Genomic DNA, 15,267 nt, shown 5'->3' with positions numbered 1-15,267 from the left:
CAGGATCGCCACGCTGGGCTTGATCCGCGGCGCTCAGGGTTGCCGCTCGATCTTGGCGTATTGCTTGTACGCCCCTTGGCCGCCCTTAGCTTCCCGGTTACCATGGGGAGCCATTCCCAACCCATGTTTTTTGCGCTGTCCGCCAGCCAGCAGACAGATTGCGCCATTCCCATCATGACCGACTCCCTGCAAGAAACCCGCCGTGGCGTGCTGTTTGCCATGGCCGCCTTTTTTATCTGGGGCTTGTTCCCGCTGTACTGGAAGCCGCTGGGGCAAACCCCGGCCTTGCAGATTTTGTGTCACCGGATTGTCTGGTCGGCGGTGTTTGTCGCCGGCGTCTTGCTGTGGCAGCGCCATTGGGCCTGGCTGGCTGTCAGCGTGCGCCAGCCTCGCCTGCTTGGGCTGTTTGTCGCCTCGTCGCTGCTGCTGTCGGTGAATTGGCTGATTTATATCTGGGCGGTGAACGAAAACCGCGTGGTGGAAGCCAGCCTGGGCTATTTCATCAACCCGCTGGTCAATGTGCTGCTGGGTCGGGTGTTTCTGGGGGAGCGGCTGTCGCCGCCGCAGGCGCTGGCGGTGCTGTTGGCGGCGCTGGGCGTGGCCTGGCTGACGCTGTCCCTGGGCGCCTTGCCGTGGGTGGCGCTGTCGCTGGCTGCCAGTTTTGGCGTGTATGGCCTGCTGCGCAAGCAAGCGCCGCTGCCCTCGCTGGAGGGCCTGGCGCTGGAAACCTTTTTGCTGGCGCCGCTGGCCGCGCTGGCGCTGGCCTGGTTTCATTGGCAGGGGCAAGGCGCGTTTGGCCAGCACGGCCTGGCCGTCGATGCCTTGCTGATGGGCGCGGGCGTGGTCACCGCCGTGCCCTTGCTGCTGTTCGCCAGCGGCGCGCGCCGGCTGAAGCTGGCCACGGTCGGGCTGATTCAATACATCGGCCCGACCATGCAGCTCTTGCTGGGCGTGTGGCTATACCACGAGCCGTTTGGCGCTGCGCGCGCCGTGGGTTTTGGCCTGATCTGGACCGCGCTGGCCTTGTATTCCGGCCATGGCTTGCTCAGCTACTGGCGCGAGCGGCGGCGCTGACTGAGCCGCTGCACGCCCAGCACGCTGCCCAGGGTGAGCAACCAGCCGGCCAGCGCCCAGCCATGCAGCCACTGGCCCAGCGCCAGCGCGCCAATCACCGCCGCCGACAGCGGGCTGAGCAAGCTCAGCGACGACACCGCCACCGCCGGCAGGCGGACAATGCCGCGAAACCACAGCACATAGGCCAGCAGCGCGCCAAACAGCGATAAATACCCATACGCCAGCCCTTGCGTCAGGCTGAGCGCCGGCAAGGGCGGCTCCCACGCCCAGGCCAGCGGCGCCAGGCACAGCCCGCCCAGCGTCAGCTGCCAGCCGGTCAGCGCGAGCACCGGCAACTGGCAACCCTGCCAACGCCCGGCCAGATAACTGCCGCAGGCCATCGACGCCGCGCCCAGCGCCGCCGCCAGCACTCCCACCGTATCCCACTGCGCGCCTGGCGCATTCAGCAGCAAGGCCATGCCGGCCACCCCCAGCACCGCTGCCGTGGTCACCGCCCCCGCCGGCCGCTGGCCATCCAACAACCACGCCCAACCCAGCACCAGCAGGGGCTGCGTGGCGCCCAGAATCGCCGCCACCCCGCCGGGCAGACGATACGCGGCAACAAACAACAGCGCCTGAAACACGGCGATATTCAACACCGCAAGGCCGAACACCCGCCGCCACTGGCCGGCCGCCGGCCACTGCCGCGCCCACAGCAGCAACAGCAGCCCGGCCGGTAGCACCCGCCACACCGCCGCCGTTAACGGCCGATCCGGCGGCAGCCACTGGCTGGTGACCCAATACGTCGAACCCCAAATCAACGGCGCACAGGCCGTGAGCAGCGCGTCGCGCGCGCTGGCGGACATCACAGGAAACATGGCTAACTATCTTTTGTGTAAGATAATACAGCCTAATAGCTTTTTATCTCACATGCAAGATAATTTCCCTGCCCCAGGAGTCCCCATGAGCCAGCCCAACGACCCAGTCGCCACCATCCTGCAACAATGGCGGCGCGAACGCCCCGACCTTGACGTCACGCCAATGGGCCCGGTGGGCCGCCTCAGACGCAGCGCCGTTCAAGTGCAAAAACGCCTGGATACAGTCTTTGCCCGCCACCAACTGGCCAGCTGGGAGTTCGACTTGCTGGCTACCCTGCGCCGCAGCGGCGAACCCTACCGCCTGGCTCCCACCGTGCTGTTTTCTTCGCTGATGCTCACCTCCGGCGCCATGACCCGGCAACTGCAACAACTGGAAAAACGCGGCCTGATCCAGCGCCAGATCAACCCCGCCGACGCCCGCAGCGTGCTGGTGCAACTGAGCGCCGAAGGCCTGGCGCTGATCGACAGCGCGGTTGGCGAGCACGTGGACAACCTGCATCGACTCACCAGCACACTGGACGCGACAGAACTGGCGCAGCTGGATAGCTTGCTGGGGAAGTGGATGGCGGGGCTGGAGGGCGAGGGGGAAAAGGGCCGTGATATGTAAGAGGGGTATACCCGTTTTCCATCACCCCACCCGCGCCGCCGCCAACAACGCCCGGGTGTATTCCGCCTGCGGGGCGGCGAACAGTTGTTCGGCCGGGCCGCTTTCCACCACTTGGCCGTGGCGCAGCACCAGCACGTCGTGGGCCATGGCGCGGATCACCGCCAGGTCGTGGCTGATGAATAGATAGGCCACGCCGTAGCGTTGCTGGGCGTCGCGCAGCAGGGTGAGCACTTGTTGCTGGATCGAGGCGTCCAGCGCCGAGGTGGGTTCGTCCAGCAGCAATAGCTGCGGGCGCAGCACCAGGGCGCGGGCGATGGCGATGCGCTGGCGTTGGCCGCCAGAAAACTCATGCGGGTAGCGCGGCAGGCAGTCGGCCGACAGGCCGACTTCGGCCAGCATGGCGGCCACCCGCGCCTGGCGTTCGCTGGCGCTGAGCTGGGGTTCGTGCAGGGCCAGGCCTTCGCCGACGATTTCGCCCACGGTCAGGCGCGGCGACAGGCTGGAGAACGGGTCTTGAAACACCACTTGCGCCTGGCGGCGAAATGCGCGCAGTGCGCGCGCCGGCAGGCCGTCCAGCGCCTGGCCGGCCACCACCACCCGCCCGCGCGTTTGCGCATTCACCAGTTTCAGCAGGGCCAGGCCCAGCGTGGTTTTGCCCGAGCCGGATTCGCCAACAATGCCCAGCGTGTGGCCGGCGCGCAGGCGCAGGGAGACATCGCGCAGAATGGGGATGTCGCGGCTGCGCAGCCAGCCGGCGCGTTGGCGGTAGCTGACCGATAATTGCTCGGCGCGCGCCACTTCGGCGGCCTTGGGGTCGCCTGCGTCCACCAGCCGGCCGGGGCGGCTGGCCAATAGCTGGCGGGTGTAGTCGTGCGCGGGTTGGGCAAATACTTGGGCCACCGGGCCGGATTCGACAATCTGCCCGGCGCGCATCACCGCCACCCGGTCGGCAAAGCGGCGCACCAGGTTCAGATCGTGGGTGATCAGCCACACCGCCATGCCAAATTCGCGCTGCACATCGGCCAGCAAATCCAGGATTTGCGCTTGCACGGTGACGTCCAGCGCGGTGGTGGGTTCGTCGGCGATCAACAGGCGCGGGCGGCAGGCCAGCGCCATGGCGATCATCGCCCGCTGGCGTTGGCCGCCGGATAACTGAAAAGGATAGCTGTCGATCTTGCTGGCCGGGTCGGGGATGCCGGTGCGCGCCAGCAGCGCCAGCGCTTCGGCGCGCGCCTGGCGTGGGCTCAGGCCCAGGTGCAGGGTGAGGGTTTCGCAGATTTGGTTGCCCACGCTGTACAATGGGTTCAGCGCGGTCATTGGCTCTTGAAAAATCATTGCCGCATCGCGCCCGCGCACGCCGCGCAGGGCGTGCTCGGACAGGCTGAGCACATCGCCGACGCCGTCCAGCTCGATGCGCCCCTGGTAGCTCACTTCGCGGTTCAGCCGCAGCACGGCTTGCGCCATCACCGTCTTGCCCGAGCCGGATTCGCCCACCAGGGCGAGTTTTTCGCCGGGGTGGATATCCAGCGAGACTTGGCGCACCACTTCGGCAGCGCCAAAGCGGACGGTGAGCTGATCAATGTGCAGCAAGGGGGTGGCCATCGGGGCGAGGTCCTGAGGATGACGATTCAGACCTGCGTAGTATACCGGCCGTGTTGCACGGACGGTGAGGGGCGTGGCCAGAAACCCGCCCCGTGGGCTGCTTTAGCGGCTGGGGGCCGGTGTCGGACGCGGGTTGGTGTCTTTGTGGCGGAAGCTCACCCGTGCCTTGCTCAGGTCGTAGGGGGACATTTCCACGGTGACGCGGTCGCCCGCCAGAATGCGGATGCGATGCTTGCGCATTTTGCCCGAGGCGTAGGCAATCACTTCAGCGCCGTTGTCCAGTTTAACCAGAAAGGTGGAGTTGGGCAGCAGCTCGCTGACGCGGCCTTCAAATTCAATCGGTTCTTCTTTGGCCATGGCCAGGCTCCCAGGCCGCGCCGGGGCGACCCACGGTGCGCGCCAGACCATGCAGGGCTTACGCGCGAATCAATAGAACACCGTATCCGGTTTCGGCACAGCACATGCAATGCAGGAAAAAGGAGGCGGAAAACTGGTTGCGGGAACAGGACTCGAACCTGTGACCTTCGGGTTATGAGCCCGACGAGCTGCCAACTGCTCCATCCCGCGTCTGAAAGGCAGGCGCCGCCCCTCGCAAGAACGAGGGCAACGCCAGAATAAACTGGTGCAGGGACTTCAAGCACTCCCCGCCTGATGCTTCATGACTGATGCCAGGGCGCCGCGCCGTAGCACTACGGGGCGCCAGATCGGGCGGCCGGTCATCCGCTGTACAACGAAAATGAACGACCAAAACAACCAACGAACCGCCAATATAACAGCTCATTGGGAATAAGTCGAGCATTTATTTTTATTTGGTTATAAAACCCATCCAGCCATCGTGATTGGCGATGGCTGCGTCTGTTATTTTCAGTTCCGTTCAGGTCGGGGCAGCGGCATAATTCGGGCTGAATTTTCCCGCACAAGCGAGCCGCAACCATGACCGCACAAACGCTTTACGACAAACTCTGGCAAAGCCATGTGGTGCACGAAGAAGCCGACGGCACCGTGCTCTTGTACATCGACCGCCACCTGATCCACGAAGTGACCAGCCCGCAAGCCTTTGAAGGCCTGAAGCTGGCCGGCCGCCAGCCGTGGCGCGTGGGCTCGATTGTCGCCACCGCCGACCACAACACCCCCACCGACAACTGGGACAAGGGCATTCAGGACCCGATTTCCCGCCAGCAGGTGGAAACCCTGGACGCCAATATCCGCGAAGTGGGCGCGCGCGCTTACTTTCCGTTCAAGGATCAAGGCCAGGGCGTGATTCACGTCATGGGCCCGGAACAAGGCGCCACCCTGCCGGGCATGACCGTGGTGTGCGGCGACAGCCACACCTCCACCCACGGCGCGCTGGGCTGTCTGGCGCACGGCATCGGCACCTCCGAAGTCGAGCATGTGCTGGCCACGCAAACCCTGGTGGCAAAAAAATCCAAGTCCATGCTGATTTCGGTGGAAGGCCAGCTGGGCGCAGGCGTGTCGGCCAAGGATGTGGCGCTGGCCATCATCGGCAAGATTGGCACCGCTGGCGGCACTGGCTACGCCATTGAGTTTGCCGGCAGCGCCATTCGCGGCCTGACGGTGGAAGGCCGCATGACCTTGTGCAATATGGCCATCGAAGCCGGCGCCCGCGCTGGCATGGTGGCGGTGGACCAAGCCACCATCGACTATGTGCAAGGCCGCCCGCTGGCGCCGACCGGCGCGATGTGGGATCAAGCCGTGGCTTACTGGAAAACCCTGCATTCGGACGAAGGCGCGCAGTTTGACGCCGTGGTTGAGCTCAAAGCCGAAGACATCCTGCCGCAAGTCACCTGGGGCACCTCGCCCGAGATGGTGGTCACCGTGGCCGACCGCGTGCCCGATCCGGCGCAAGAAGCCGATCCGGTGAAAAAATCCGGCATCGAGCGCGCGCTCAGCTATATGGGCCTGACCGCCAACACCCCGGTGAATGAAATCCCGGTGGACGTGGTGTTTATCGGCTCGTGCACCAACTCGCGCATCGAAGACCTGCGCGCCGCCGCCAGCGTGATTCGCGGCCGCCAAAAAGCCGCCAACGTCAAGCGCGTGCTGGTGGTGCCGGGCTCGGGCCTGGTCAAGGCGCAGGCCGAGGCCGAAGGGCTGGACCGCCTGTTTGTCGAAGCCGGCTTTGAATGGCGCGAGCCGGGCTGTTCCATGTGTCTGGCGATGAACGCCGACCGCCTGGAGCCGGGCGAGCGCTGTGCCTCGACCTCCAACCGCAACTTTGAAGGCCGTCAGGGCCAGGGCGGGCGCACCCATCTGGTCAGCCCGGCCATGGCCGCCGCCGCCGCGCTGGCTGGCCACTTTGTTGACGTGCGCAGTTTCTGACAGGAGCCCACCCCATGAAAGCCTTCACCACTCTTAATGGCCTGGTGTGCCCGCTGGATCGCGCCAATGTGGACACCGACGCCATCATCCCCAAGCAATTTTTGAAGTCGATCAAGCGTTCCGGCTTTGGCCCCAACCTGTTTGACGAATGGCGCTACCTCGACCACGGCGAACCGGGCATGGACAACAGCACCCGCCCGGTGAACCCGGACTTTGTGCTGAACTTCCCGCGCTATCAGGGCGCGCAAGTGCTGCTGGCGCGCGAGAACTTTGGCTGCGGCAGCTCGCGCGAACACGCGCCGTGGGCGCTGGAAGACCAAGGCCTGCGCGTGGTCATCGCCCCGTCGTTTGCCGATATTTTCTTTAGCAACTGCTACAAAAACGGCCTGCTGCCGATTGTGCAGCCGGCCGAGGTGGTGGATCAGCTGTTCAAAGAATGCGTGGCCAGCGAAGGCTACCGCCTGACCGTGGACCTGGCCGCACAGACCGTCACCACCCCGTCCGGCCAGTCGTTTGCCTTTGACATCACCCCGCACCGCAAGCACTGCATGCTCAACGGCCTGGACGAAATCGGCCTGACCCTGGCGCACGCCGATAAAATCCGCGCGTTTGAAGACGCCCGCAAGCAAAGCCTGCCGTGGTTCTACGTGTAAGCTGAGCGGGTGGCGCAGTGTGCGCGGATGGCCCTTGATGGTGGCCAATCATGGCATACTGCGCCATCGGCGCACTGATTCAGAACATTGTTTGACAAGGAAAACTCAAGTGAAAATTGCTGTTCTGCCGGGTGACGGCATTGGTCCGGAAATTATTGCGCAAGCGCTGCGCGTGCTCGACGTGCTCAAGGCCGAGGGCCTGCCGATTGAAACCGAAACCGGCCTGATTGGCGGTTGCGCGGTGGACGCCACCGGCGTGCCGCTGCCGGATGCCACGCTGAAGCTGGCGCTGGAAGCCGACGCCGTGCTGCTGGGCGCGGTGGGTGGCCCCAAGTACGACACCCTGCCGCGCGAACAGCGCCCGGAACGCGGCCTGCTGAAAATCCGCAAAGAAATGAACGTGTTCGCCAACCTGCGCCCGGCGATTCTCTACCCCGAGCTGGCCAACGCCTCGTCGCTGAAGCCGGAAGTGGTGGCCGGCCTGGACATCATGATCATCCGTGAACTGGTGGGCGACATCTACTTTGGCGAGCCGCGCGGCATTGAAGTGCGCAACGGCGAAAAAGTCGGCTTCAACACCATGATTTACAGCGAAAGCGAAATCCGCCGCATCGCTCATGTGGCGTTCAAGACCGCGCAAAAGCGCAGCAAAAAGCTGTGCTCGGTGGACAAAATGAACGTGCTGGAATCCACCCAGCTGTGGCGCGACGTGGTCACCGAAGTGGCCGCCGAGTACCCGGACGTTGAGCTGTCGCACATGCTGGTGGACAACGCCGCTATGCAACTGGTAAAAAACCCGAAACAATTCGATGTGATGGTCACCGGCAACATCTTTGGCGACATCCTGTCCGATGAAGCCTCGATGCTCACCGGCTCGATCGGCATGCTGCCGTCCGCCTCGCTGGACGCCAACGGCAAGGGCCTGTACGAACCGATTCATGGCTCCGCCCCGGACATCGCCGGCAAGGGCCTGGCCAATCCGCTGGCCACCATCCTGTCGGTGGCGATGATGCTGCGCTACACCTTTAACCAGGATGCCGCCGCCGACCGCATCGAAGCCGCAGTGAAATCGGTGCTGGCGCAAGGCCTGCGCACCGCCGACATCTACGAAGACGGCGCCACCCGCGTCGGCACCGTGGAAATGGGCGATGCGGTGATCAAGGCGCTGACCGCCTGATTGCCGGCGCAGTACAAAGCGAGACAACACCCCCCACTTGCCGCCTGCGGGCGGCATACAGAATGCACAACTAAAAAAGTAAGGAAATCATCATGTTGAAAGTAGGTCTGGTTGGTTGGCGCGGCATGGTCGGCTCGGTGCTGATGCAGCGCATGGTCGAAGAAAACGACTTTGCCCACATCGATCCGGTGTATTTCACCACCTCCAACCCCGGCGGCGCCGCGCCGAGCTTTGGCGGCAAAACCGCCCCGGCCCTGAAGGACGCCAAAAACCTGGGCGAGCTCAAGGCATGTGATGTGATCATCACCTGCCAGGGCGGCGACTACACCACCGAAGTCTACGGCCCGCTGCGCGCCGCTGGCTGGAACGGCTACTGGATCGACGCCGCCAGCACCCTGCGCATGGAAGACGAAGCCGTCATCATCCTCGACCCGGTCAATATGAACGTGATCAAGGACTCGCTGGCCAAGGGCGGCAAGACCTTTGTCGGCGGCAACTGTACCGTCAGCCTGATGCTGATGGCGCTGGGCGGCTTGTTCCAGAACGACCTGGTGGACTGGGCCACCTCGATGACCTACCAAGCGGCATCGGGCGCTGGCGCCAACAATATGCGCGAACTGCTCAAGGGCATGGGCGCAGTCAACGCCGCCGTGGCCGCCGAGCTGGCCGACAAGAACAGCGCCATCCTGGACATCGACCGCAAAGTGGCCGAGTTCATCCGCTCGGACGCCAACCCGACCGAATACTTTGGCGTGCCGCTGGCCGGCAGCCTGATTCCGTGGATCGACAAAGATCTGGGCAACGGCCAATCCAAGGAAGAATGGAAAGGCGGCGTGGAAACCAACAAGATCCTGGGCCGCAGCGACAGCCCGATCGTCATCGACGGCCTGTGCGTGCGCATCGGCGCCATGCGCTGCCACAGCCAGGCGCTGACCATCAAGCTCAAGCAAGACCTGCCGGTGGCCGAAATCGAAGCCCTGCTGGCCAAGGCCAACGACTGGGTGAAAGTGGTGCCCAACCAGCGCGAAGCCTCGATGAAAGACCTCACCCCGGCCGCCGTCACCGGCACGCTGACCGTCCCGGTCGGCCGCATCCGCAAGCTGGGCATGGGCGGCGAATACATCAGCGCCTTCACCTGCGGCGACCAACTGCTGTGGGGCGCCGCCGAACCGCTGCGCCGCATGCTGCGCATCGTGCTGGACAAGTAACAAGCAAGGCGCTGCCACGCAGGGCATGATGACCCAAGCGCCGCTCACAAGCCTTTGGCGTGGCGAGCGGCGCTTGGCCCGGCGATCCGGCCAACAAACCCTCCACACTCTCCAGCCTGTTGTAGCCGGCAACAGCGTCAGCAGCACCTGCCATCAAATCATCAGGCTGGCATCGTAAGCGCTGTGCAAGCCCTGCAGAAAATCACTGGTATCCCCCAGGTTGGCGCCGCTGGCCACATCTACCCCTCCTGCAGGATTAAAAATCAGCACCGAGTGTTTTGGCGCATAGAACGCAGGCTCGGCACCCAGCTGAAACCAGCCCACCTGACCTCGCCAACGTAACGCATGCGCGTGAAATAAAAACGCTAATCCATCGCGCCAGACCGGTTTTGTCTGCGGCCCTCACCGTGTCGATTTGTCTGTTCAGGCCACGGTATGCCTCACCCGGTTGCCGTGCGGGGTGAACTGCGCCAAAGTGAGAGTCGCTCACAAAACCCAGCGAAGCGGTCCTGGCTAGGCGTGTGACCACAGACAGTACGGGTAGTACGGCAAGGTCACACCACAACGCCAGGGGGGGTTGTGAGCGGCTCTTCGTGCGATGCGTGGCAGAATCAGTGCGCCTTTACACCTTGAAACCCGCCGCCGAACGCTCCAGCGTCTGCGCCAGCTGTTGCAGGCCCACGGCGGTGCTGTGTGCCTGGCGCACTGACTGGCTGTTGCTTTCCGCCATGGCGGCGATTTTTTCCACATTGGCGGCCACGTCGGCGCTGGCCTGCACCTGCTCTTGCAGCGCCGTGGTGATGGCGCCGACCACATTGACCACCCGCTCGGCGCTGGCGCGAATACTGACCACCGCTTCGCCGGCCTGGTGCGCCAGCGCCACGCCTTGGGTGACTTGGGTTACGCCTTCCTGCATGGTGCAGACCACACCCTGATTGCCGTTCTGGATGGACTGGATCATCTGGGTGATTTCGCCGGTGGCCTGGCTGGTGCGCTCGGCCAGCTTGCGCACTTCGTCGGCCACCACGGCAAAGCCGCGCCCTTGCTCGCCGGCGCGGGCGGCTTCGATGGCAGCGTTCAGCGCCAGCAGATTGGTTTGGTCGGCGATGTCCTGAATCACGGTGACAATCGCCGAAATCTTGCTGGACTGCGCTTGCAGCTGGGCGATTTCTTCGGCGGCGTGGGTCACGCTTTCGGCAATATGCTGAATGCCGCTGACCGCCTGGGCGATGATGTCGCCGCTGCTGATCGACAATTCGCCGGATTGAGTGGAGATGCGCTGCGCTTCGGCGGCGCTTTCGGTGACATGGCCAATGCTCACCGACAGTTGTTCCACCGCCGAGGCCATGGCGGTGGCGGAGTGGGATTGCACTTCGCTGGATTCGCTGATGTGCGCCGAGGCGGCGGAAATCTGCCCGGACGAATCCAGCAGATTGCGCGCGCCGTGCTGGATGTCAGTCAGCAGGGTGCGCAGGCGCTGTTGCATGCTGGCAAACGCAGCCAGCACGTCGGCCACTTCGTCGTGACCGTCGGCGCGCACCTTGACGGTGAGGTCGCCCTGGGCGGCGGCGTGTGCCACGTCCACCGCATGACGCAGGCGGCCGGCAATATGGCGGCCCAGACCGGCGGCAATCAACAAGCCCAACAACAGGGCGATGGCGCCGCCGCCCAGCAGCACAGTGCGCGCCAGTGCGGTGGATTGCTCCACTGCTTCGTTGCGCGCCTCCAGCGCCTGGCGTTCGGCGGCCATAAAGGCGCGCAGCTCATGGCGAATCAGCCCGGCCTTGTCGGTGCCGCCCAGCGACAGATAATAGCTGGATACCTGACCAATGGCGGTGTTGTCATTCAACTTGCCGCGCCGTGCCTCAATGGCCGGATACACCGAGGTGCCCATCCACGCGCCCTTGAGCTGGGAGACTTTATCCAGCCGCGCCAGTTGTTCTGGCTGATCGGCCAGATTGGCGCGCAGGGTTTTCAGGGTTTTTTCCACTTCGCCATCGCCGGCATACACGGCGCTGAGCATGTCTTCTTTGCCGGTGAGCATAAAGCCGCGAATGCCAATGCTGATATTGGCCAGCTGGTTTTCCAGCTCAAGCGCACGCTGCACGGTGTCGTAACTGCGTTGGCTGGCGGTTTTGGATTCGACCAGACGGTCGGTAGAGAATAAGGCAGCGGCAACCAGCACGGCCAGAATGGCCAGCACCACGCCAAATCCCCCGTACAGCTTGCGCGACAGGGTCAGCTTCATGAATCGTCTCTCTCGTGATCCGCGCCGGCTGTGGCGCGGGCCGGCGGCCTTCCGGGTAGGAAGCGCTGGCACTCATCTTCTTTATGCCCGCCATGGGGTAGGCGGACGCCTGAGCACCGGCTATGCGGGGTGAACGCTGCCGGTTTTTTTGCTAAGCTCAAATGGTGCATGGTCAAAACATGACTTTTGTGTAACCATTTTGCAAAACTGGTTATGGATCGTGTGGTGCACGTCCGTTGCGGCCCGAATGCAATCCGGGCCGTAGCATACGGACAAAGCCCTGGTCAAACCATAGGTCGGGAATTTGCGCCAAGTCAGACAATGCGCGGATTCCCGGCTGGTTGCCCGTTGCAGGCGTGTTACACTGCGCGCCGCCTGAACGAGCTCCCGCCTTGCCCTGCCTGCCACCCTATGGCAGCACCGCATGGCCGATTCAGCCCCGTAGATTTAGCAAGGGAGATGCCAGTCTGTCTCATCCATCAGCCAGTTCCGTCGCGGACATGACCAACACTGACGCCATTTCGACATTGGCGCAGCGGGTCCGGCACACCCTGGAAAGTTTCTTTGCCACGCCCACGCCAGGCCAGTCGCCGATGCGTGAGGCGATTGAACTGCTGTGTGCCCAGGTGGGCGCCGATTACGGCGCCTTCCGCGCGGATGCCTTTTGCCCGGACTACCAGATCCAGGATGATCGCTGCCTGAGCCGCTGCCCGATGAGTGAATCGGGCATGCCGCTCTGCCAGACCATCCCGGCACTGGGTCACTGGTTGCTGCAACAGCCGGAACGCATGTGCGAGGTATTCGTGCTGTCGCCGTTTTTTGATGGTCAGCACAGCTTCCAGACTGCGGCGCTGGCGGTGCTGCGCGTGCCCGGTCAGGGGGCAGCGTTGCTGTGCGTGGCGCACCGTGACAGTGCATATCACTGGAGCGAGGCCGAGCGCGATGCGCTGGCCACCCTGGTGGGCGTATTCAGCCTGTTGCACCAGCGCGACCAGGCCATGGCGCTGGCCACCCAGGTAGAAGGCCACGAACGCGAGCTGATGGCCGCCAGCAGCGACGCCATGCTGATTCACGACCGCCAGCGCGTGTTGTTCGCCAACCCGGCTTGCGCCCGGCTGGTGGGCCACGAATCGGCTGATGCCCTGCTGGATGCGCCACTGTCCTCCCTGCTGCACGCTGACGATCTGCCCGTGCTGCGCGATCAGGTGCATGCGGTATTGTCCAGCGACACCTGTAGCGAGCATCGCTGGCAGGCACGACTGCTGCGCCGCGACGGCCCGGAGCTGCCAGTGGAAGTCAGCTCGCACCGGCTGAATTTTCATGGTCGTCACGCGGTGTGGACCACCTTGCGTGACCAATCCGCCTGGCACGACCTCACCCGCCAGCTGCACCTGAGCGAAACCTATCTGGATCAGGTGCTGCGCCAGCTGCCAGTGATTCTGTGGGCAGTGGACGGCGACAACCGCTTTACCCTGTGCGTAGGCACCGGCCTGCGCGGCCTGCCGGCCAACCTCACCCCGGTGGTGGGCGCGCGGGTGCAGGATTGCCTGGCCAGCCTGCCGGATTTCCCGTTTCAAATTGAGCGCGCGCGCAAGGGCGAGCGCTTCAGCGCCCTGCGCCGCTTTGGCGAGCGCCTGTGGCTGGAAACCCACTACACCCCAATGCCGGACGAGCAAGGTCGCCCCGGCGTGATCGGCATGTCGTTTGACGTCAGCGACCGTGAGCAGGCCGCCGAGCAATTGCAGCTGTCGGCGCAGGTGTTCCAGCACTCCGGTGAAGGGATTGTCATCACCGACACCAACGGCAAAATCATTGCACTGAACCGGGCGTTTGAGCGCATCACCGGCTACACCGCACAAGAAGCCGTGGGCCATACCCCGGCGCTATTGGCTTCTGGCCGCCAGGACGGCAACTTTTACCGCGATATGTGGGCGTCGCTGCACGAGCAGGGGCGCTGGTCCGGTGAAATCTGGAACCGACGCAAATCCGGCGAGGTGTACCCGGAATGGCTGTCGATCACCGCCATTCGCAATGCCGAGGGGGCGATTCATCGCTTTATCGGCATTTTCACCGACATGACCAGCCGCAAGGAAAAAGAACGCGCCATCTATCAACTGGCCAATTATGACAGTCTGACGCTGCTGCCCAATCGCCACCTGTTCAACGAGCGCGCCCGGCTGGCGCTGGCTGCCGAACTGGCGCACGGCGGCTCGGCGGCCATGCTGTTTGTCGATCTGGATGGCTTTAAGCTGGTCAACGACATCACCGGGCCACATGCCGGCGATGCGCTCCTGGTGGCGATGGCGCGGCGGCTGCACAGCTGCCTGGACGACGACGCCACGCTGGCACGGCTGGAAAGCGACCATTTTCTGATTCTGGCCCCCAGCGTGGGGGGCGGCGAGTCATGGCGCCCGCTGGTCGAGCGTCTGCTGGATGCCGTGCGCCAGCCATGCACGGTGGACGGCGCCGCCAATGTGCATCTGAGCGCCAGCATTGGCGTCAGCTGCTTTCCGTATGACGCCGATACGGTGGAGGTGCTGGCCCAGCAGGCTGAATCGGCCATGCAGGAGGCCAAGGCGCTGGGCGGCGATAATTTTGCCCTGTTCAAGCCGGATTTGTCCGAGCGCGCCGCCGAACGCTTTAATCTGTTCAACGCCCTCAAGCACGCCCATGGTCGTGATGAATTCCGCCTGTATGTGCAGCCGCAATTCCGTCTGAGCGACGGCAAGCTGATTGGCGGCGAAGCGCTGATCCGCTGGCAGCACCCGCAATGGGGCCTGGTCAGCCCGGCGCGTTTTATTCCCGTGGCGGAAGACACGCATCTGATCCGCGACATCAGCGACTGGGTGCTCAACGAAGCCTGCCGCCAGCGCGCCAGCTGGCCGGCGTGGACCTTCGAGGGCGAACCGCTGACCATCGCCATCAATCTTTCCGCCGTCCACTTTCAGGATCCGGGCTTGCCCGGCAAAGTGCAGGAGGCACTGGCTCGTTACCGGCTGGACGCCCGCTGTCTGGAGCTGGAAGTCACCGAGCGCACGGTGATGGGTGACATCAAGGCCATCATCGCCATTCTGTCCGAGCTCAAGCGCATTGGCGTACGCCTGGCCATTGACGACTTTGGCACCGGCTATTCGTCCTTGTCTTATCTGCGGCACTTTCCGATTGACCGGCTGAAAATCGACCGCTCGTTTGTCACCGACATCGCCAGCGACACCAGCGCCGCCGCCATCGTGGACACCATTCTGAATCTGGCGCGCAATCTGGGCCTGTCGGTGATTGCCGAGGGCGTGGAAACCCGCGAACAGCTGGCCCTGCTGACCCAGCGCGGCTGCGACGAAGCCCAGGGCTATCTGCTGGGCTACCCCAGCCCGGAAGCCGAATTCATCAAACGCTTTCTGACACCGCCCGCGCCTGCCGCCTGAATACGGTCATCCTGCCGCATGTCAGGCCACAGGATGACCGTTGCCCCCTGAGCTGTCCGCCAAGCCGCTGGAGCGGCGC

At 64.1% G+C, this 15,267-nt stretch carries 12 protein-coding genes and 1 tRNA gene; 7 read left to right on the top strand and 6 right to left on the bottom strand.

Features of this window, described 5'->3' with window-relative positions; genetic code table 11:
* Positions 1-123 precede the first annotated feature (123 nt).
* Complete coding sequence (gene rarD, locus DFR34_RS01475; RefSeq protein WP_245906782.1) at positions 124-1,074, top strand: EamA family transporter RarD; 951 nt, start codon at positions 124-126, stop codon at positions 1,072-1,074.
* Here the strand turns inward: rarD and DFR34_RS01470 are convergent.
* Positions 1,050-1,931: an EamA family transporter gene (locus DFR34_RS01470; protein ID WP_110389362.1), complete on the bottom strand. Its 882-nt coding sequence runs from the start codon at positions 1,929-1,931 to the stop codon at positions 1,050-1,052. The two genes, rarD and DFR34_RS01470, sit on opposite strands and share 25 nt — an antisense overlap.
* Before the next feature lie 85 nt (positions 1,932-2,016).
* Between DFR34_RS01470 and DFR34_RS01465 the strand changes: the two genes are divergently transcribed.
* A complete protein-coding gene (locus tag DFR34_RS01465) occupies positions 2,017-2,538 on the top strand; it encodes a MarR family winged helix-turn-helix transcriptional regulator (RefSeq protein WP_110389361.1) in 522 nt (173 codons plus the stop codon).
* A gap of 21 nt (positions 2,539-2,559) precedes the next feature.
* Here the strand turns inward: DFR34_RS01465 and DFR34_RS01460 are convergent, their stop codons facing one another.
* From DFR34_RS01460 to DFR34_RS01450, 3 genes are all read right to left on the bottom strand, one after another.
* Positions 2,560-4,140 (bottom strand): ABC transporter ATP-binding protein, encoded by a 1,581-nt coding sequence (locus DFR34_RS01460; RefSeq protein WP_110389360.1) that lies wholly within the window; start codon positions 4,138-4,140, stop codon positions 2,560-2,562.
* A 102-nt stretch (positions 4,141-4,242) separates the two neighbouring features.
* Positions 4,243-4,497 (bottom strand): translation initiation factor IF-1, encoded by a 255-nt coding sequence (gene infA / locus DFR34_RS01455; protein ID WP_110389476.1) that lies wholly within the window; start codon positions 4,495-4,497, stop codon positions 4,243-4,245.
* A gap of 134 nt (positions 4,498-4,631) precedes the next feature.
* Positions 4,632-4,707: transfer RNA gene (locus tag DFR34_RS01450), tRNA-Met, on the bottom strand.
* A gap of 366 nt (positions 4,708-5,073) precedes the next feature.
* On the opposite strand from DFR34_RS01450, the gene leuC reads away from it, so the two are divergent.
* The 4 genes from leuC to asd all read left to right on the top strand — a co-directional run bounded on the left by leuC (position 5,074) and on the right by asd (position 9,518).
* Entirely contained in the window at positions 5,074-6,480 is a 1,407-nt protein-coding gene (leuC, locus tag DFR34_RS01445; protein WP_110389359.1) for a 3-isopropylmalate dehydratase large subunit, read from the top strand.
* Between the two features lie 14 nt (positions 6,481-6,494).
* Positions 6,495-7,133, top strand: coding sequence for a 3-isopropylmalate dehydratase small subunit (gene leuD / locus DFR34_RS01440; protein WP_110389358.1), 639 nt, complete (start codon positions 6,495-6,497; stop codon positions 7,131-7,133).
* A 109-nt stretch (positions 7,134-7,242) separates the two neighbouring features.
* Positions 7,243-8,310, top strand: a complete 1,068-nt coding sequence (leuB, locus tag DFR34_RS01435) for a 3-isopropylmalate dehydrogenase (RefSeq protein WP_110389357.1) — start codon at positions 7,243-7,245, stop codon at positions 8,308-8,310.
* Between the two features lie 95 nt (positions 8,311-8,405).
* Entirely contained in the window at positions 8,406-9,518 is a 1,113-nt protein-coding gene (gene asd / locus DFR34_RS01430) for an aspartate-semialdehyde dehydrogenase (RefSeq protein WP_110389475.1), read from the top strand.
* 153 nt (positions 9,519-9,671) lie between these two features.
* Here the strand turns inward: asd and DFR34_RS17045 are convergent, their stop codons facing one another.
* Both DFR34_RS17045 and DFR34_RS01425 read right to left on the bottom strand, forming a co-directional pair.
* On the bottom strand, positions 9,672-9,842 hold the full coding sequence (locus DFR34_RS17045) for a hypothetical protein (protein ID WP_158281710.1): 171 nt from the start codon (positions 9,840-9,842) through the stop codon (positions 9,672-9,674).
* A 298-nt stretch (positions 9,843-10,140) separates the two neighbouring features.
* On the bottom strand, positions 10,141-11,766 hold the full coding sequence (locus DFR34_RS01425; protein WP_110389356.1) for a methyl-accepting chemotaxis protein: 1,626 nt from the start codon (positions 11,764-11,766) through the stop codon (positions 10,141-10,143).
* 500 nt (positions 11,767-12,266) lie between these two features.
* On the opposite strand from DFR34_RS01425, the gene DFR34_RS01420 reads away from it, so the two are divergent.
* Entirely contained in the window at positions 12,267-15,188 is a 2,922-nt protein-coding gene (locus DFR34_RS01420) for a sensor domain-containing protein (protein ID WP_110389355.1), read from the top strand.
* Positions 15,189-15,267: the final 79 nt, after the last annotated feature.

Origin of the sequence: Rivihabitans pingtungensis (assembly GCF_003201855.1) — a bacterium.
GTDB lineage: Bacteria > Pseudomonadota > Gammaproteobacteria > Burkholderiales > Aquaspirillaceae > Rivihabitans > Rivihabitans pingtungensis.
Note: the sequence above shows the minus strand (reverse complement) of the source record. Positions and strands in the feature narration are given on the sequence as shown.

What these genes read in the sequence shown, in the direction of transcription:
- DFR34_RS01420 (WP_110389355.1), top strand. Translation starts at nt 12,267, where the DNA reads ATGACCAACACTGACGCCATTTCGACATTGGCGCAGCGGGTCCGGCAC.
- rarD (WP_245906782.1), top strand. Translation starts at nt 124, where the DNA reads ATGTTTTTTGCGCTGTCCGCCAGCCAGCAGACAGATTGCGCCATTCCC.
- DFR34_RS01470 (WP_110389362.1), bottom strand. Translation starts at nt 1,931, where the DNA reads ATGTTTCCTGTGATGTCCGCCAGCGCGCGCGACGCGCTGCTCACGGCC.
- leuC (WP_110389359.1), top strand. Translation starts at nt 5,074, where the DNA reads ATGACCGCACAAACGCTTTACGACAAACTCTGGCAAAGCCATGTGGTG.
- leuD (WP_110389358.1), top strand. Translation starts at nt 6,495, where the DNA reads ATGAAAGCCTTCACCACTCTTAATGGCCTGGTGTGCCCGCTGGATCGC.
- DFR34_RS01425 (WP_110389356.1), bottom strand. Translation starts at nt 11,766, where the DNA reads ATGAAGCTGACCCTGTCGCGCAAGCTGTACGGGGGATTTGGCGTGGTG.
- DFR34_RS01460 (WP_110389360.1), bottom strand. Translation starts at nt 4,140, where the DNA reads ATGGCCACCCCCTTGCTGCACATTGATCAGCTCACCGTCCGCTTTGGC.
- DFR34_RS01465 (WP_110389361.1), top strand. Translation starts at nt 2,017, where the DNA reads ATGAGCCAGCCCAACGACCCAGTCGCCACCATCCTGCAACAATGGCGG.
- infA (WP_110389476.1), bottom strand. Translation starts at nt 4,497, where the DNA reads ATGGCCAAAGAAGAACCGATTGAATTTGAAGGCCGCGTCAGCGAGCTG.